The following is a 19323-nucleotide window of genomic DNA, read 5'->3' as shown; positions in this document are numbered from 1 at the left end:
CAGTATTAGTTTAGGTTAATTAAAATTAAATCATTTGTTTTCTTTTAATCTGAATATATTTGTTGATGGTTTCTATACTCAACAAATGGGGTTGGGTTATGAGACCCTGAATACCCGCCTTGATTAATTCTTTCAATATCAATTGATTCTGACTCAGAAAATGCTTGCCAATAGTATTTGAATATATCTCTCGAAGGTCAGTTGCAGGTTTATTTACAAACTCAACAATTTCTGAGTTTTCGAAGAAAACAACCAAAACCAGATGATATTGCGCTATGGCTTTCAGGTATTGCAGGTTTCTTTTCAGACTATTGATAGAGTCAAAATTTGTAAAAATGACTAACAAACTGCGCTGCCTTATTTTAACCCGCACAAATTTATACAAGCGTTCAAAATCTGATTCCAGAAAATCAGTTGTCAGGTTATAGAGCCTGTCATTAATAATACTAAACTGCTTGTATTCGCTTCTTGCAGGCAGATACGCACAGCTTTTTGATGAAAACGTAATGAGCCCGGCTTTGTCTTTTACATCTAGTATCGATTTTGTTAAAGCTATTGAGCCATTAATGGCATAGTCGAGCAAGGTTTGTTGTTTAAAAGGCATTTTCATGCTCCGCCCCATGTCTAGTACCATGTAAATATCCTGGCTCCGTTCGGCCTGATACTGGTTCAGCATCAGTCGCCCTTGTTTGGCACTTGCTTTCCAATTTATATGCCTGTAATTATCGCCGCTTACATAGTCTTTTATCTGCTCAAACTCAAGGCTCTGTCCTATTTTGCGGATATGCGTGGTGCTTGTTTCTGAAAAATTATTGACCAGTGCATTAATAGGTAATTTTTTAAATTGCTCAAACGAAGGATAACAACTGATAGACGTCAGGTCTTCGAATGTGAACTTACGGGCAACAAAACCGAGAAAAGACACGCTAGCTAGAATATTTGTATGATGCCACGAGTAAATACCCCGTTGCGTGGGTCTTACTTCATAATTAACATGCTGGTTTGCTGCTTTATTGAGCTTTACCTCAATTTTCCATATCCTGAGCTGGAGCAAATCGGGTAGGTCTTCATAGATAGTCAGAGCCAAATCAATGGTCGAATAATTTTTGAGTTGCAGTTCTATCTGATTCTGATCACCATTGCTTAGCCTGTTTGGTAAAACCCTGCGGCTACTAATAAGCTGTGTTTTGCTATAAACCAACACCGTTTCAACCAGCACAGCCAGAAACAGCAGGAATAGCAAAAGCTGCCCTAGTATAAAACTAAGGTTTAATACCAGACCAATGCAAAACAAGGCGATACAAACTCCTAAAACAATAAATGTTCGAGGAGTCAGATAAAACGATTTAAAGAAATTCATCAGCGTGGAATCTCTACTTTTGAAAACAGGTTATCTAGTACTTCATCTTCGTTTACGCCCTCCATTTCGGCGTCGGGTGTAAGTATAACTCTGTGGCGCAAAGTTGGTTTTGCCATACTTTTTACGTCTTCAGGTATCACAAAATCTCTGCCCGATAGAGCGGCCTTTGCTTTTGATGCCAACATCAAGGCAATAGAAGCACGTGGCGAAGCGCCCAACTCAAGCAATTTATAATTACGAGTAGCTTGTATAAGCAAAGTAATGTATTTCAGAATATTATCTTCAATAATTACTTGTCTTACGGTCTGGCGCAACTCTTTTAACAATCTTACATTCAGAACGGGTTGTAAATCGTTCACAACATCGTTGTATGTTTCATAATTGAAGCGTTTCAGCATTAATACCTCATCGTCTGGTGCAGGATACCCAATATTTACTTTGAACAGAAAACGGTCTAGCTGTGCCTCAGGCAATCGGTAAGTTCCCTCCTGCTCTATTGGGTTCTGGGTCGCCAATACAATAAACGGAGTTGCCATCGGATAAGTATTACCATCAATGCTTATCTGTCGCTCTTCCATTAGCTCAAACAAAGCTGCTTGTGTTTTGGCAGGGGCTCGGTTTATTTCATCAATTAACACAATATTACCAAAAACAGGACCTGGTTTATACTCAAAGTTTAAGGTTTTAGGATTAAAAACAGAAGTACCCAGCACATCAGAGGGCATCAGGTCAGGCGTAAACTGAATCCGCTTGAAAGAAATATCCAGTACCTTGCCCAACAGCTTGCTCATCATGGTTTTGGCTACACCCGGCACACCTTCTATCAGCACGTGTCCATCGCTTAGTAAGCCTATCAGTATCAGGTCTATTACCTCATCTTGCCCAAAAACAATCTGATTAAGCTCACGTTTAATGTCGCTCACAGCCTTGGTAACCATCGAAAGGTCTATTCTATTTGTAAAGATTTCTTCTTCGTTTTCCATCAGTAATTTTTATTCTTGGTAAAAAGAGTTAATTTTTTGGTACAAGTTCATCAGGTGTTGTTTACTAATTTCTTCGTGAGATTTGACAAAACTGATTTCATCAAAAACCTCTTTTACTTTTTGTAAACTTCGCCCTGTTTTATGGCTGATTTTTTCTAGACCAACCTCCTGAAAATCTTTTGAGTGAATCTGAAAATTATGCAGCAGATACTCAAAAAACTGTGCAATAATTTTATCAGCAATCGATTTATGATTTTGTTGTTGCCAATACAAACCGCTTACTACATTAATATAAGCCTCGCTATTGTTTTTTGGAGTGCTGTAAATAGGCACAGCCCTTTGGATACGCCGATAATAAATGAGGATAAACAAAAGTGCACCTGCAATAAAGGTATAAAAAGCCCACACCAAAGGCGGATGCTCAAAAATTACCCTCATTACTTCGCTACGGCCTATGCCCGACGAATTACTATCGTATCCGTCAGTATTATTTACTCGTCTATAAAAATCGTCCCAGATAATGTTATTTTCAGCCAGTTTTATTTTATCAGCCAGCTTGTTAAAGAGGGTGTAATTATCTTTATACAACAGAAAATAATTACTGAACAGAATAGGATTATTGCAAAGAAATATACGCCCAAGACCACAGGTGATTTCGAGCATCTGAATATTATTCTCGTTATCAGTAATCACCGTGTCAATATCAGTAACAAGGTTGTTGCTCAATAAAAAAATAGAGTCTAGTACGGCAGTAGTGGGTTTGTGCCCCCATAAATTATATTGAGTTGTAGTACTATCTTCGTTTTGCCAGTTTATATTCCAGCGGCTTTCTAGCAACAAGGGCGGATATGCTACATTTGCTTCTTCGCTTCTTGTTGAAAAATAGAGTGAGTCTATTACTTCTGAGGTAAGCCCAAAGGCACAGATAAACACATTGTTGCCTTTACTTGCAAATGTTTTAATATGATGGATGTCGTTGCCGGAAGGGTAAAAATTCGGCGAAACAATCATGTAGGTGTTATCGTAGGTCTCTATGTTACCCAAACCGCTTTCATCAAACCTTACATTACTCTCACTAAAGCCTCCGCCTGTATTTTTTTTTAGCTCGTCATAAAAAAACTTGCAGTCATAAGGCTTATAAGAATTGGGACTGACAGTGAAGACTTTTTCAAACTTTTTTTCTTTAGTAAACAAGTTTCCTAAACCCAAAAAGAGAGAAATCACAATTCCGATTAACACAATACCCACTATTATTAATTTACCCCTCATACTATTTTTTCAGAAAATCTTTAAAGGTCTTTTCAATTGTAAGAAATGCGGTTTCGGTTACCGCAAAATTTCCAAACCACAAATACTCATAATAATGTGTGCATTGGATAAATAAACTTAGCCTGTCTCTTGAAAAATTATTTCTTTTGCTTAGCTCTTGTGTATAATCTTGGTTGGTTTTATCTATATTAAACTCTATCAGTTGTGCTTCGTTTAGCATCTTCATTGCCCACAGGTAATAGTATCTTACTGCCAGTCGATAGTTTTTCTCCTGAATACTTTTCTCAATCAGGCTACTTAAATCAAGTGTTGAAAATGCTTTAATATCTAGCTCTTCGGCCTTTGCCTCTGTGGTAATAACTGCAACCTCAGGGTTTGATCTGAACCTGAACCCTTTTAGATTTTTGAAAATAACATAGATTGCACCAAGTACACCCGCTCCTAAAATAACCCAGACAAGCGCCCTGAAAACCGACGCAATAGCAGCAAGAATCTTTATTAGCCTTTCGGATTCTTTCTGGTTGTCGATAGGCTTTTGCTCACTCTTAAATTTATCAACATACCACAGTTTTTCTTCACTTTTCTTCAGCGAATCAACATACGTTTTCGACAAAGCCCCCTCTTGCGCAAAAGCCATTGTGCCCGAAAAAAAGAAAACCAAGCCCAGCAGATATAGCTTATTTATGAACAATATCTTCAATATATTTTGCATAAGGGTATTTTTCAGTCAGCCTTTTTGAATAAATAAAAAAGTACCAGATAACAACAAGCCAACTGCCTATAAAGACCAAAGCCAGAAACAACATAACAAGTATATTACTATTCTGAAAGCCCTGTTTGCCAAGATAGGTTACATAGCTTTCTATCAATGCAGCAATGGTAGTAAAAGGTAGCGTACCGATATAGATTTTCACACTCTCTGCCAGCCCCTTTTTAAACGCCTGCTTTCGGGTAAGTGTACCCGGAAACAGAAAACTTAAACCCAAAATAAAACCCGCCATACACTCTAGTATGAGCCCCATGAGCTCAAATGTGCCATGCAGCATGATAACAAACACGGCGTCGGTACCAAGATTATTCTGAATAAATAATGACATAAATGCTCCCACCATTACGCCGTTCGAGAAGGTAAAATAAAAACTGCCTATCCCAAAGAATATACCCGAAATAAACAGAATAAGACCTACCCGAAGGTTATTTGAGAAAATAGACAAAAACATAACCAAAGGTGAATTGGAAGCGTAAACACCAAATGGCTCTCCTTTCTTGATGTTTTCTTCGGTCATTCTCACGTAATCTCGGCCCAGAATACCTTCTATAAAGCTGGTATCAATAAAAGAGCAGATATAACCTAAAATACAGAAAGTAAAAAATATAGCCGTGGCCAACCATAGTATTCTTGAGTTATGCCCAATAATAGCCGGAAAATCTTTTACCCAGAAATGATAAAATGGATTTTTGTCTTGCTTTTGCTGGAGAAATATTTTCTTATAAACCCTTGATGAAAGCGAGTTTACGTATTCATTTATTTTACTATGAGGATAATGGGTTTGTGCATAAGATAAATCGTTCATCAGGTCGATGAAATCAGATGAAATTTCGTCAGGATCTGTTTTAAAATCATTTTCAATTTCTTCCCATCGCTTAAAATTTTTATCAATAAATGTACTTTCTCGCATAGCACTTGTTTGAAAAGTCGATACAGCAAATTAGAAAATATATTCGATAAAGTTGTATTTTTAAAAATAAAAAAAATAAATTTATCCAACAACAGCAGTGTTTTATAAATGAAGGCAATTTTTATCCCGACTTATCTGAATATAGACCTTAAATTTGAGTTGGCTCATGTTGGCGCTCGCTTTGGTGCATATTTAATAGATTGGGCAATTAAATGGCTTTATCTTATTGTTGTTTCTACAGTTACGAGCATTCCACTCATGGGCAATTCTGTGCTGGTTTCGTTTCTTATTTATATGCCATTTATCTTTTATTCTTTTTTGTTCGAATGTCTCAATAAAGGGCAATCGCCCGGAAAATATCTTCTGAAAATACGAGTAGTAGGCGTTGATGGTAACTATCCATCCATCTATCAGTGTGCTGCTCGTTGGTTGTTTCTTGGGGCTGATATGTGGCTTGTATGGCTTTTTATATTTGTACATCCTGCTTTTTCGGCACTGGCTATTTTTAGCCCACTTATTGGTGGTTTACTAATTATTTTTTCGGAAAGGAATCAACGCTTTGGCGATATGGCCGCCAATACGGTAGTGATTAGCACCAAGCAAAAAGAAATATATATTGAAGATACTATTTATGCCTATGCAACCAAGAAAAGAGATTATGAGCCTAAATATCCTGAAATCATGCGCTTGTCTGATAAAGACATTAACAAAATACAACAGTTGATGGAAAAAGGCGACCAAACAATGAATACTGAACTTACCAATAAGCTAGCAAAGCATCTTAAAAGTTTATTGAAAATAGAAACAGAAGACGATAACTATACGTTTTTGAAGCAATTGCTGAACGATTATAATTATTATGCCATTAACGAGACTAACTAAACGTTTATGGGTGATGTATGATTTATCGTTATAAAATCGTTCTGTTCAATAAAATCAGAAACCAAAAAAGCCTCTCAGTGTACTATACTGAGAGGCTTTTCCTTAAACACTTAGTTGTGATCGTCGGAAAGTCTTGTTCAGAATCCCCCGATAAATACTTCCGAATTTCCCATAACACCACTTTCTTAACTCGCGTACCTCTCGGATGGACAATAGCTTTAATGCTTTTTTTAATTCTTTTTCAAACAAACTACTTTCAAAACTTACTTTCTCTAGGACCACCTTCACGTAATCTAACATTTTCATAAATCATAATTGGTTAGAATGGTTATAGCGACTAGTAGGTGTAAATTTACAAATTATTTTTTTAATCGGTTATATAAAAAAGTTTAATTTTTTATTAAAAAAATATTCTTATTCAAAGGCATCATTTACACCCTTCTATTATTTCAACGCTTCAATTGTTTCGCTTATTTCATTTGTAATATTAAAAAAAGATGAAATCTTAAGCAATACGGCTTCCATGATTGCATCAGGACAAGAAGCACCACAGGTAAGCATAATGGTAGTTTTTTCTTGCTCTGGAATAAACCCACTTGTAACCTCCTGCTTGCTGTGGAGGTCGTAATGTATAATAAGGTTTTTATCTAAAATTTTGTCATGCGATTGTATAAAAAACGTTGGCAATTGCTTTTCACACAACTCTACAAGATGCGATGTATTTGAGCTATTATAGCCGCCTACTACTACGGCAAAATCTGCTTTGCTTTTCAATAAAGCATAGGTCGCCTCCTGATTGTCGTTAGTAGCATAGCAAAGCGTATCTCGGGTATTGGCAAAATGCTTTTCTACTTCTTGCGGCTGCAAATCATATTTAGCAATCATTATCTGTTTCAGGTAGTCGGCAATGGCTTGAGTATCCGATGCCAGCATGGTTGTCTGGTTTACTACGCCTATTCTTGCCAAATCTCTGTCAGGGTCAAACCCCTCTGAATACTGCCCTGCAAAATCCTGATAGAACTGCTCTTTTGGCAACTCTTTTGTTATGTACTTAGCCAATAACTGCGCTTCTTCCATGTCGTTCACCACTACGGTAGGCGCATTCTCTTTACTGTGCGAAAAAGTAGCACGGGTTTCTTCATGCTTTGGCTTGCCATGCACCACAATACTATAGCCCCTCTCTCCTATCTGCGATGCCCTGTTCCATACTTTTTCTACAAAAGGGCAGGTGGTGTCATATTTGTATGGGTCAATATTCAAGCTTTCGAGTTGTTGCTGAATCTCCAGCGTAGTACCAAATGCGGGCACTATCACGGCATCGTCAGGCTTTAGGTCGCTCCACTCAATCAGTTGATTCCCTTTTGTATCCATCAGAAACTTTACTCCCTGCGATAAGAGGTCGGCGTTCACATCAGGGTTGTGTATCATTTCGCTCAGCAAAAAGATACGTTTATCCCGATTTTCGCTTATTGTTTTATAGGCAATCTCAACGGCATTTTCTACACCATAACAAAAACCAAAATGGCGGGCAATCAGAAATTTAACAGGCCCTAAGTCTACTATTGTTGGCGAAAAATCTTTTTTCAGACGGTCTTTTGTCCGGCGAATTTCTTTGATTTTACCAATAATATTACTTTTATAAATTTCCGGAATAACAAATGTTTTCATAAATTATTATGATAATGATATACTAGCACGATAGCACACAATTTGCACCTTTTGGTTTATTAAAGATAGTTTTTATGTCTGACATTTTACTTATTAATTTCACAAAATTACAATATCTATAACATAAACTGAGGAATTATCCTTATTTTCGCAACCAATAGCCTCAGCTATATAAAAGAACATATTTTGATGCGTTTGAGTTTTATCTTTTTTCTGGGAGTAATATCTTTTGGTTCTTCGGCACAAAGTACTTTTACTCCGCTGAATAACAATTATTTGCATTTTATCGAACGTTATGAGATAAAAAGCGGTAAGCTCTCTAACAAATTCTTCAGTAATATTAAACCAATCAGCCGTAATGATTTAGTGGGAATGACCGTCGATTTAGAGAAAGATTCGTCTGCAAAACTTTCCAGAGTCGACCGCTTCAATATCTCATATCTACAAAATGATAGCTGGGAATGGCTTGCAGGGCATTATGCCGACGGACTTGACGAACATAAAGCTATTCAGAATAATACCAGAAGGCCTTTTCTCAAGCATCTCTTCGAGAAGAAATCAGATTTTTATTATTTCAATAACGAAGACTTTGATATCCATATTAACCCTATCCTACAATTTGGTATTGGCCACGATAATCTCACAAGTAACCAACCGTTTATTAATACCCGTGGAATAGAAATACGTGGAAATCTGAATAAAAAACTGGGCTTTTATACGATGCTTACCGAAAATCAGATTGCGTATCCACAATATGTGAGAGACTATGTAATGCTCTATAAGGGTTTTCCATATGAGGGCTTCACTAAAGTTAATAATAGTGATTCAACCAAGCTTGTAACCGATTTCTTTTCGGCAAGAGGGTATATTACATTTAAGGCTTTAAAGAACCTGACGCTGCAATTCGGGCATGATAAAAACTTTATCGGCTCGGGCATACGTTCTATGATATTATCTGATTTTGCGGCTCCATACCTGCATCTGAAAGCCATTACACAAGTGGGCAGGTTTCAATACATCAATATTTTTGCACAGACCATCAACAAACAAGTGGCTGTGGCTGCAGATGGTACAGAGCAACTTCCGCCTAAATATTTTACATTCCATCATTTAAGTGCCAATATCTCCAAAAACCTCAATATTGGTTTGTTTGAAAGCATTGCATTTGGCCAGCGCAAAATTGGTTTTGATATTAATTACCTCAACCCTGTTATTTTCTATCGCTATGTTGAAGGCCACTTGGGAAGCGTAGATAACTCTATCATAGGGGCAGATTTCAAGTTTAATTTCTTACGACATTTTTCGCTTTACGGGCAATTGGTTTTAGACGAGTTTAATCTTAAGCATTTTAAACGAAAAGGCTGGTGGGCTACAAAATACGCCGCACAATTAGGCTTACGCTATATTGATGCACTGGGCATTAAAAATCTTGATTTACAGACCGAATACAACATGGCTCGCCCTTATACTTACAGCCATAATTCGTCATTCAGTAACTATGCACATTATAATATGCCATTGGCACATCCGCTAGGGGCAAACTTTCATGAGTTTTTGTTTGTAGCACGTTACCAACCACTCAAACGCCTGACTATCACTTATAATGGAATGCTTGCCCAAAAAGGCGAAGATTATAATTTTATTAACTGGGGCGGCAATATCCTGCGCAATTATAACCTACTTCGCCCTTATGACTATAATAATGTTATCGGGCAAGGGAGCGAAGCCAACATACAACATAACGAAATAAGTGCCTCGTATATGCTTGGGCACAATTTCTTTATAGATGCCGGTTTTCAGAACAGAAAGGTAACTTATCCGGTAAGCTCCGAAAGCACTACAAGCAATATATTCTCGTTGGGTGTGCGTTGGAATATAGGTAAGCGACAGCTATTGTTTTAAGGTTTTCATCTACTTTTAATCTTATTTTCACGGGTTATTCATCTTTATTTTATAATTTTGCAATATAGTTGCATTTGTAACTATACGATTAGATAATCGTATAATTGAACTCATGAAAAAAGGATTCTTTATATTTTTTTATTTTTTGTATTTCTCCTCTTTCTCACAAACCAAAGAAGAAAATCAAAGTACCCATACCCAATGTGATTGTTTTATACAAGGTATTGTGCTCGACAACGCCACCAAAGAGCCAATTGTTGGCGCAGTGGTGTTAGTTAAAGAACAGAATAAAGGCACTAGCACCGATACCAAAGGGCGTTATAGAATCGCTAATCTTTGCCAGGGTACTTATACTATCATTGGCCGCATTGTAGGCTATCAGGAAAAAACCTATACTATCAAGCTCGAACACGGTGCCGAGCAAGACATTAAATTATCAGAAGACGAACTTCATCTTGCTAATATCGATATTAAGGCCGAAAAAATTGATAATCTGACACAAACCAAAAATGTGTTAGAAAATGCTGCCTTAGACCAAACCCGTGGGCAATCACTAGGCGAAGCACTCAAGCAGATTTCGGGCGTAACTACCTTACAAACAGGTAGCTCTATTGCCAAGCCTGTTATTCATGGCATGCACTCAAACCGGGTACTAATTATGAATAACGGTATTCGGCAGGAAGGCCAACAATGGGGAAGCGAACACGCACCCGAAATTGACCCTTTTGTAGCCAAAAAAATTACGGTTTTAAAAGGTGCTGCGGGTGTAAGATACGGCTCCGATGCCATAGCAGGGGTAATTATGCTTGAACCCGAGCCCCTGCCTGATTCAACCAAGTTTGGAGGTGAAGTAAATACTGTTTTCTTCACAAACGGGAATCAGATTGTAACTTCAGGCATACTCGAAGGGGGTTACCGCTTAAAAAAAGCTGCTGTGCCTCAATCGTTTGGTTATAGAGTGCAAGGCACTTTTAAAAAAGGTGGCGATATTTCGACACCCAACTACCGGTTGGCAAATACGGGTGTAGAAGAAATCAATTTTTCGATAGGTGCTAATTATAAACGCCGTAACTGGCAGTCAGAGGTTTTCTTTAGTCAGTTTAATACGCAAATCGGTGTATTTGCTGGTTCACACATTGGCAATGTAACCGACTTGGTTCAGGCTATTGAAAGGGGTAAACCGCTTAGTATTTATACACCCGAAAAGTTTACATACACCATAGGCCGCCCCTATCAGGATGTGCAGCATAATTTGCTGAAACTAAAATCGGTTCACCAATTACAGAGTGGCAAGTTATCGCTCACTTTGGGCCGACAATACAATTACAGAAAAGAGGTTGATGTATTGAGAGGCGATAGAAACTTGGTTCAGGTTTTTCAGTTAACTTCTTATACCGGAGAACTACAATTTGAACACAAGCCTCTGTTTAAATTACTGACGGGCTCAATAGGCGTAAATGCCAATTTCCAACAGAATGTAACTACCGGTACACTCAAAGAACCTCGTTCTTCTACAGTATTAATCCCTAATTTTCAGAACCTGACAGGAGGCTTATTTCTGATTGAAAGGGTTGTAAGAAATAAATGGGAAATTGAAGGTGGAATCAGGTATGATTTCCGGGATTTGAATGTTTATCGCATCCCGAGAGGACAATCAGGCATAGTAGAAAGTAATCTGCAAAACGAAAACTTTACAGGTACTTTTGGGCTTAATTTCAGACCCAGTGCGCAATGGAACTTCTTGTTGAACTTCACTTCTGCCTGGCGTGCCCCTACTGTTAATGAATTGTATAGCGACGGCGTACACCACGGAGCAGCCAGCTACGAAAGAGGCAACGAAAACCTGAATGCCGAAGTAGCTACTAATCTTTCGTTTACTACCAATTACATAACCAAGGTATTTCAGTTAGAGCTACACCTCTACAACAACTATATCCGTAATTTTATCTTTTTGTCGCCAACGGGGCGGCCTACACTTACTATTCGTGGGGCATTTCCTGAGTTTTGGTACACCCAAACCAATGCACGTTTCAGAGGTATTGATTTGAGCGGAAATTTTCAGATTCTGAAAAGTCTTTCTCTAAATTCTAAATTATCGTACCTGCAAGCGCAGGATATTAGCCACGAGCAGCCATTAATCATGATTCCGCCAAACCGCTGGGAAAACACCCTGCGTTATGAATGGAAACAAAGCGGCATTTCACTTACAAACCTTTATGTAGCCAAACAAAACCGTGTGCCTACCAAAGTGATTTTTAGTGAGATTCCGACCGACGAAATTATATTCAATCAATATGGCGGCGACTTTGCACCTCCACCACCGGCTTATATGCTTTGGTCGGCAGCATTTACGCAACATCTGAAATTTAACCATAAAAACGGGCTCGATTTATCGCTCACAGTAAGCAATTTGTTCAATACTGCCTACCGCGACTACCTGAACAGATTCAGATATTTTACTGATGAAATCGGCCGTAATTTTGTTTTAAGAGCTAAATATTCGTTTTAAATAAGTAATATACAACTTAATTTTATTTTGCAATATTGTTGCACAAATAATATTAAGCCAATATATTTGCACTATTGTTGCAAATAAAAAATTCATTACTTAATCCAAAGAACCATGCAAAAAAATCGCATTGCTTTACTCAAGTATCTTACATTAGCTATGTTATTTTCGGCAGTAGCTTGTAAAAAAGACGCAGTAGATGTTGAAGAAGAAAACGAAATTATTACTACTGTGAAGCTAAACTTTACGTCGGGTGGTACTACACAATCATTTGTTTTTACTGACCCTGACGGAGACGGAGGAAATGCCCCTACTAAATTCGATAATATTACCTTAAAAGCAAACACTTCTTACACGCTTAGTGTTGAGCTATTAGATGAGTCGAAAACACCTGCTGAGAACATTACAGAAGAGGTCTCTGAAGAAAGTGACGAACATTTATTTGTATTTACGCCTTCTCCATCAAGTTTATTAACTTATACTTATGGCGACAAAGATGCCCGTAATTTCCCGATTGGCTTAGCAGGAACAGTACAAACGGGTGCAGCAGGTAGCGGAAAACTTAAAGTACAATTGCGTCATCAGCCACCAGTAAATGGGAAAGAAGTAAAAGACGGCACGCCAACACCCGGCAGCGACGACGTAAACCTAGACTTTAATATCAGTATTCAGTAATATAGATACGAAAAAATCTGTTTAAACATATAAGATTAAAGCAAACAGTTTTTTTAGTTTTTTTTTAATCTTATAGTTTAGTTTAGATAACAAATCCGCAGGCTACTGGCTTGCGGATTTTTTTCATTCTGACGAAGTCCGAAGGTTTACCTCCGTTGGTATTTTTATGGTTTTTACTGCGGCATTGCTTTGTTTGTTTTCAATGGTATCCAACAGCATTTCGGCAGCGGTTTTACCTATTGCAAAAGCAGGTTGAACAATAGTGCTCAGCGGAGGGTCTAAAAGATGTGCTACTCCCAGATTTGTAAAGCCAATAAAGGCCACTTGCTCAGGAATCTGAATCCCTTTGGCTTTTACGGCTGCAAAACTATCGAGCGCAAGTCGGTCGCTGGCAGTAAAAATAGCATCAGGTTTTTGGGTTTCAAGTACTTCAAAAATTACCTGTTTGGCATCTTCGGGCTCAAAGCCACAATAACGCACCAGATTTTCATCAAAAGGTATATTATATTTAGCCAAAGCAGCTTTATAACCCTCTAGTCGTTCATTGGTAGTATAAAGCAACGAAGGGCTTGTGATATGAGCGATTCTTTTACGACCCGATAAAATCAAATGTTCGGTGGCCTCATAAGCCCCTTGAAAATTATCAGCAATAACTTTATTAGAGATGATATCGTTCGAGATACGGTCAAAAACTACCAGAGGTACTCCCCTCTTTTGTATTTCCTGCAAATGTTCAACTGTGGTTGTTTGCCCTGATAGCGAAATCAACACGCCATCAACCTTACGCCCTACAAGGTGTTGTATATTGCTACGCTCCCGCTCATAAGACTCGTGGCTCTGGAAAATTACAACATGGTAGCCTCTATCATAAGCTACAGCCTCTATGCCATTAATTGCTTGCGAGAAAAAATTATTAGCTATTTCCGGCACTATTACCCCTATGGCTTTGCTTCGGTTTTCTTTTAGACTCAAAGCAATCGGATTAGGGTGGTAATTCATCTTCTCGGCATACTCCAGCACCAGTTTCTTGGTTTCGTTATTAATCTCATAACTACCCCTCAGCGCTCTCGAAACCGTAGAGGTTGAGAGGTTCAGGGCTTTGGCAATATCTTTTATGGTTATAGCTTCCAAGATTAATACAAGTAAAATGCAATTCGGTGGTTTGTTCGTTTTAAGTCAGGCAATCAGCCAGATGGCATAACTACAACCAAAGATATTAAATTTATCTAATCCGATGCTAGCAAAATGCCTTTTTGGTAACGTTCCCGATAACGATTGCATAAATAAAGTCAATTATTTATTTGTTTCTCCCTATATTCCGTTTGCATCTTAGCATATAAATTTGTTTCAATTTACTGTCCTGTTCCAGGGCTATATCTTAGAATAATTCTATTAATATACTTAAAATGTTTAATCTTTCAGGTAAAGTTGCCCTTGTAACAGGTTGTAATAGAGGTATTGGCAAAGCCATAGCTATTGGGCTAGCCGAAGCCGGAGCCGATATTATTGGTGTATCGGCCAGTATTGAGCTAGAAAATAGTGAAGTAGAAAAAGCCGTTAAGGCTTTGAATAAAAGCTTCAAGGCTTATCAGGCTGATTTTAGTGACAGAGATAGCCTTTATCAGTTTATTAAGCAAGTAAAAGCCGATTTCCCGACTATTGATATTCTGATAAACAATGCAGGCACTATTTTGCGTAAGCCTGCTGCCGAGCATCCTGATGAATATTGGGACAAAGTAATGGCTATAAATCTTGATTCTCAATTTATTCTGGCCCGTGAAATTGGTGCAAGAATGGTTGAACAAAAATCAGGGAAAATCATTTTTACTGCCTCATTACTTACTTTCCAAGGGGGTATTAACGTTCCGGGCTATGCTGCCAGCAAAGGCGCTATTGGTAGTTTGGTAAAAGCACTTGCCAACGAATGGGCCTCGCATGGCGTGAATGTAAATGCCATTGCACCGGGCTATATCGCAACCGATAATACCGAAGCACTCAGAAACGACCCCGAAAGAAGTACATCAATATTGGCACGTATTCCGGCTGGTCGTTGGGGCGAAACCGAAGACTTTAAAGGCCCGGCAGTATTCCTGGCCTCATCAGCATCAGACTACGTCCATGGTACTATCCTGACAGTAGACGGTGGCTGGATGGGGAGGTAATTTTGCAAAGGGCAGAGGGCTTGGAGCAAAGGGGCTTTTTTAGCATTATTCACTAATTCGCCATTCGCTAATTCACCATTTTCTTAAATCACTAAATTAATTTATATGCAATCAAGATATGAAAGTAGTCCACGCGAAACAGCGGGAATGACTACTAAAGAACTAAGAGACAATTTTCTGGTAGAAACACTATTTACACCAGACCAGGTACACGTGGTTTATTCTCATTACGACCGTATGATTATAGGCGGAATAATGCCTAAAAATGAAGCTGTTCCACTTGGAAACTATGATGAACTAAAAGCTGAGTTCTTTCTGGAAAGAAGAGAAATAGGTATTATCAACGTTGCTGGTGATGGCAAGATTACGGTAGATGGCGAAACTTTCAACATCAACAAGCTAGATTGCTTATATGTAGGGAAAGGAGCAAAAAAGGTAGTTTTTGAAAGCGTTGATAACAATGCACCTGCAAAATATTTTATTCTTTCGGCGCCTGCGCATGTGGCTTATCCAACTCGCCTCATGACCAAAGAAGAGGCTTCTCCGGCAAGTATGGGCGCAGTTGAAACAGCTAACCAACGTGTGATTTATAAGTACATCCACCTTGATGGTATCAGAAGTTGCCAGTTAGTAATGGGGCTTACTGTATTACAAACCGGAAGCGTATGGAACACGATGCCATCGCACACACACGACCGCCGTATGGAGGCTTACTGCTATTTTGATGTACCTGAGAACCACGGCGTACTTCATTTGATGGGGCAACCGCAAGAAACCCGCCATTTATGGATAAGCAACCACCAAGCTATTATTTCTCCGCCTTGGTCGGTGCATTCGGGTTGTGGCACTTCTAATTATTCATTTATCTGGGGTATGGCAGGCGAAAACCAGTCTTTTGCAGATATGGATTTCATTGCTATTCCAGATTTACGTTAATGTAATTTTATTTCTATTCATACAATCTATTCAATTTATTTCAACCTTATTTTAAAATGAAATACACCTCAAAATTAACTGTTTTACTTGCATTCGTTTCTATAGTCGCTTTTGGGCAAAAGAAGATAGATGTGGCCAAAGAATTTGCTTTTGCTGCTCAACAATACGAAGGAATGCTTAAAAGCCACCCCGATATTACCAAAACGCCACAATCAACCAACCCCGATGGCTCGCCAAGAGATATGCCTACCAGTTGGTGGTGTAGTGGTTTCTTTGGTGGTTCGTTATGGTATATTTTTGAGCAAACCAAAGACCAGAAATGGAAAGAAGCTGCCGATAAATGGACAATGGCCGTAGAAAAAGAGCAATATAACACCAGCACGCACGATTTAGGCTTTATGCTTTATTGTCCGTTTGGTAATGGCTACCGCCTTACTAAAAACGAGAAGTATAAAGAGATTATGCTTACGGGTGCTAAATCGTTAGCGACTCGCTTTGACCCTAAAGTTGGCGTAATCAAATCGTGGAACAACTGGAAAGGTAATAAATACCCTGTTATTATTGATAATATGATGAACCTTGAGTTTTTGTTCTGGGCAGCTCGTGAGTCGGGTAACAAAGACTTTTACAACCTGAGTGTAACTCATGCCGATAATACCTTGAAAAACCATTTCCGCCCTGATGGCAGTAGTTTCCACGTAGTGGCTTATGGCCCAAATGGCGAAGTAGCAACAAAAGGTACACACCAAGGCTATGCTGATGAATCAGCTTGGGCGAGAGGTCAGGCTTGGGCTTTGTATGGCTACACAGATATGTACAGAGAAACCAAAGACAAAAAATACCTGGCACAAGCAGAAAAAATCGCTGATTTCTATTTGAATCACCCGAATTTGCCAGCAGATAAAATTCCTTACTGGGACTTTAACGCACCTAATATTCCGAACGAAGAGCGTGATGCTTCAGCAGGTGCCATTACAGCTTCGGCGCTATTAGAGTTAAGCACTTATGTAGGCAAAGCTAAAAGCAAAGTATATTTTGCTGCCGCCGAAACTATGTTACAAAATCTGGCAAGCCCTGCGTATAAAGCCAATCTTGGTGAAAACAATCATTTTATATTAAAGCATTCGGTAGGTGCAAAACCTCTAAAATCAGAGATTGACGTACCATTGGTTTATGCCGATTATTACTTCTTAGAAGGCTTGTTGCGCTATCAGAAATTGAAGAAATAATCCTTCTTATTGCCCACAAAAATGCCCCTAAAAAAAGGGGCTTTTTGCTTTAATTACAATTTATTTTACTTAAAAAAATAAATTGTAACTCCATAAAGGTAAAATATCTTGAAAGTCGTAAAAACTATTTATCGCTAATGAATTTTGTTTCAAACCATAAATGCATGGTTCTTATATTCAAATACTCGGTTCTGCTTGAATGTTACTATTTAACCGAAAGATAGATTGATTTTTTTTGCAAAATTCAAATTTTAGACAAACTACCCATATATGCCACAAACAGCATTTGTGCACCAAATTGGCTATTTAGGGTACTTTACCAAAGTTTGTATTTAATGGTTTGCTGTATCCAACAATTCTTCGATACTTGCAAAATTAATACCCATTAGCTTTCTCCATTCTTTCCAGATAAGGCATATCATCAGTATATGTGTTATGCATTTTCTAACTGCTGTAATCAAGCTTTCGGCTACACAGTTCTATACCAAATAGAACAAAAAAATATTTTCATTCTCAAAATCATCTCTGCATTACATTATGCCATTATTAAAAAACTGCAATTACACCGCTTGATAATTTTATATGATTATTTAATCAGACTTGGCATTAGGTTTGTGCATTTTTTTTTACTTTTAAAATATACCTATTCTCAAAACTCCAACATGCCGGAAAACAAAAAAATCAGAATTTTACAAACAATCAGACAAGGAAAAATAGGTGGTGGAGAAACGCACGTACTTGATTTGGTAAGTACACTAAATCAGGACAAATACGAGTCTATTGTGCTTTCGTTTACCGAAGGCCCTATGATAGATAAAATGAAAGCCAAAGGTGTAAAAACCTATGTAATTCATACCGAAAAGCCTTTCGATTTTTCTGTCTGGAAAGAGGTAGGTGAAATTCTGAAACAAGAGAAAATAGACATTGTGCATGCCCACGGCACAAGAGCAAACTCAAATACTTTTAAAGCAGCCCAAAAATTGGGTATTCCGCTTTTATATACGGTTCATGGCTGGTCGTTTCATAATGACCAGAATTTTCTGGTAAAGAATATCAGAACTTACAGCGAAAAATTTCTGGTACAGAATGCCCAGAAAACCATTTGTGTTTCGAACAGTAATTATGAAGATGGCGCCAAGAGATTCAGCATGAAAAATGCCACAGTAATCACCAATGGTATTAATCTGGCTAAATTTAATCTCAACAATAGCTTTAAAGATATTCGTAAAGAGTTTGGCATTAAAGCAGATGAAATTTTAGTAGGCTTTATTGCCCGTATGACAGCGCAAAAAGACCCTTTTACTCTACTGAAAGCCATTTCGAAGATTCCGGCCGATAATAAAATAAAGTTTCTGATAGTAGGCGATGGCGACAGTAAAGAAGAGGTATTAAAAATGGCCAACGAGTTGGGTATTAACTCAAGAGTTATTTTTGAGCGTTTCAGAGAAGATATACCCGATATACTCAACGGCATTGATATTTTCTGCCTGCCTTCGTTATGGGAAGGGCTACCAATAGCCTTGTTAGAAGCCATGGCAATGGGTAAAGCCATTGTTGCTACAGCCATTGATGGAACAAAAGAGGTCTTACAACAAGAACAAAACGGCTTATTAGTGCAACCCATGAACCCCGACCAACTGGCAAATGCCTTGATGCAACTGGCCAATGATAAAGCCCTGAGAGAGAAGTTGAGTAAGGCTGCAAGACTCACTGTTGAGACCAATTATAATGTAGAGCGCATGACAAGAGAAGTAGAAAAAATTTACGACCAACTATATAAATCATAATAATTGACGCAAAACTTATACCTCTCCTTAACTTTTTATCGGCTTGCTATTAATAAACTGATTTTTAAGGCTATAAGTATTAATTGTGTACGTTGTAGAAAAACAAATTTACCAAGTATTTTGGCAGAATAATTGCTATATATTTTATTGATTAAACCGTCTTTTATAAAGTAATCGGAGCAAATAATAAATTTGTTAATTTTTTGTCTTTTCAACTTTAAGCAACTAAGTATTGTCAACATCAGGCAATTTCTTGTTTCTTAGAAGAGCATCTCCTAACAA

At 38.1% G+C, this 19323-nt stretch carries 15 protein-coding genes; 8 read left to right on the top strand and 7 right to left on the bottom strand.

The window, feature by feature from the left end:
* Positions 1-25 precede the first annotated feature (25 nt).
* From WAE64_RS17525 to WAE64_RS17505, 5 genes are read right to left on the bottom strand one after another with little or no spacing between them, the layout of a single operon-like run.
* Positions 26-1360, bottom strand: a complete 1335-nt coding sequence (locus WAE64_RS17525; protein WP_340238809.1) for a DUF58 domain-containing protein — start codon at positions 1358-1360, stop codon at positions 26-28.
* Complete coding sequence (locus WAE64_RS17520) at positions 1360-2343, bottom strand: AAA family ATPase (RefSeq protein WP_340238807.1); 984 nt, start codon at positions 2341-2343, stop codon at positions 1360-1362. Before WAE64_RS17520 ends, WAE64_RS17525 begins: the two co-directional genes overlap by 1 nt.
* A 9-nt stretch (positions 2344-2352) precedes the next feature.
* Positions 2353-3612, bottom strand: a complete 1260-nt coding sequence (locus tag WAE64_RS17515) for a DUF4350 domain-containing protein (protein ID WP_340238806.1) — start codon at positions 3610-3612, stop codon at positions 2353-2355.
* Between the two features lies 1 nt (position 3613).
* Positions 3614-4324, bottom strand: a complete 711-nt coding sequence (locus WAE64_RS17510) for a hypothetical protein (protein ID WP_340238805.1) — start codon at positions 4322-4324, stop codon at positions 3614-3616.
* Positions 4290-5291: a stage II sporulation protein M gene (locus tag WAE64_RS17505; protein ID WP_340238803.1), complete on the bottom strand. Its 1002-nt coding sequence runs from the start codon at positions 5289-5291 to the stop codon at positions 4290-4292. Before WAE64_RS17505 ends, WAE64_RS17510 begins: the two co-directional genes overlap by 35 nt.
* A 108-nt stretch (positions 5292-5399) precedes the next feature.
* On the opposite strand from WAE64_RS17505, the gene WAE64_RS17500 reads away from it, so the two are divergent.
* Positions 5400-6173 (top strand): RDD family protein, encoded by a 774-nt coding sequence (locus WAE64_RS17500; protein ID WP_340238801.1) that lies wholly within the window; start codon positions 5400-5402, stop codon positions 6171-6173.
* 444 nt (positions 6174-6617) lie between these two features.
* Here WAE64_RS17500 and WAE64_RS17495 read toward each other — a convergent pair whose 3' ends face one another.
* Positions 6618-7841 (bottom strand): 4-hydroxy-3-methylbut-2-enyl diphosphate reductase, encoded by a 1224-nt coding sequence (locus tag WAE64_RS17495; RefSeq protein ID WP_340238799.1) that lies wholly within the window; start codon positions 7839-7841, stop codon positions 6618-6620.
* A gap of 195 nt (positions 7842-8036) precedes the next feature.
* On the opposite strand from WAE64_RS17495, the gene WAE64_RS17490 reads away from it, so the two are divergent.
* The 3 genes from WAE64_RS17490 (at position 8037) to WAE64_RS17480 (ending at position 12927) form a co-directional block, all read left to right on the top strand.
* Complete coding sequence (locus tag WAE64_RS17490; protein WP_340238798.1) at positions 8037-9743, top strand: capsule assembly Wzi family protein; 1707 nt, start codon at positions 8037-8039, stop codon at positions 9741-9743.
* Between the two features lie 112 nt (positions 9744-9855).
* Positions 9856-12252: a TonB-dependent receptor gene (locus WAE64_RS17485; RefSeq protein WP_340238797.1), complete on the top strand. Its 2397-nt coding sequence runs from the start codon at positions 9856-9858 to the stop codon at positions 12250-12252.
* 114 nt (positions 12253-12366) lie between these two features.
* Entirely contained in the window at positions 12367-12927 is a 561-nt protein-coding gene (locus WAE64_RS17480; RefSeq protein ID WP_340238795.1) for a hypothetical protein, read from the top strand.
* Positions 12928-13050: 123 nt separating this feature from the next.
* Here WAE64_RS17480 and WAE64_RS17475 read toward each other — a convergent pair whose 3' ends face one another.
* Entirely contained in the window at positions 13051-14058 is a 1008-nt protein-coding gene (locus WAE64_RS17475) for a LacI family DNA-binding transcriptional regulator (protein WP_340238794.1), read from the bottom strand.
* A 266-nt stretch (positions 14059-14324) separates the two neighbouring features.
* On the opposite strand from WAE64_RS17475, the gene WAE64_RS17470 reads away from it, so the two are divergent.
* The 4 genes from WAE64_RS17470 to WAE64_RS17455 all read left to right on the top strand — a co-directional run bounded on the left by WAE64_RS17470 (position 14325) and on the right by WAE64_RS17455 (position 19041).
* On the top strand, positions 14325-15089 hold the full coding sequence (locus WAE64_RS17470; protein WP_340238879.1) for an SDR family oxidoreductase: 765 nt from the start codon (positions 14325-14327) through the stop codon (positions 15087-15089).
* Between the two features lie 105 nt (positions 15090-15194).
* Entirely contained in the window at positions 15195-16025 is an 831-nt protein-coding gene (kduI, locus tag WAE64_RS17465; protein ID WP_340238792.1) for a 5-dehydro-4-deoxy-D-glucuronate isomerase, read from the top strand.
* Between the two features lie 56 nt (positions 16026-16081).
* A complete protein-coding gene (locus WAE64_RS17460; protein WP_340238790.1) occupies positions 16082-17254 on the top strand; it encodes a glycoside hydrolase family 88 protein in 1173 nt (390 codons plus the stop codon).
* Positions 17255-17916: 662 nt separating this feature from the next.
* Positions 17917-19041: a glycosyltransferase family 4 protein gene (locus WAE64_RS17455; protein WP_340238788.1), complete on the top strand. Its 1125-nt coding sequence runs from the start codon at positions 17917-17919 to the stop codon at positions 19039-19041.
* Positions 19042-19323: the final 282 nt, after the last annotated feature.

The sequence above is a fragment of the Emticicia soli genome, from assembly GCF_037860775.1.
GTDB lineage: Bacteria > Bacteroidota > Bacteroidia > Cytophagales > Spirosomataceae > Emticicia > Emticicia soli.
The sequence above is the reverse complement of the archived record's forward strand: the minus strand, read 5'-3'. Positions and strand labels throughout refer to the sequence as shown.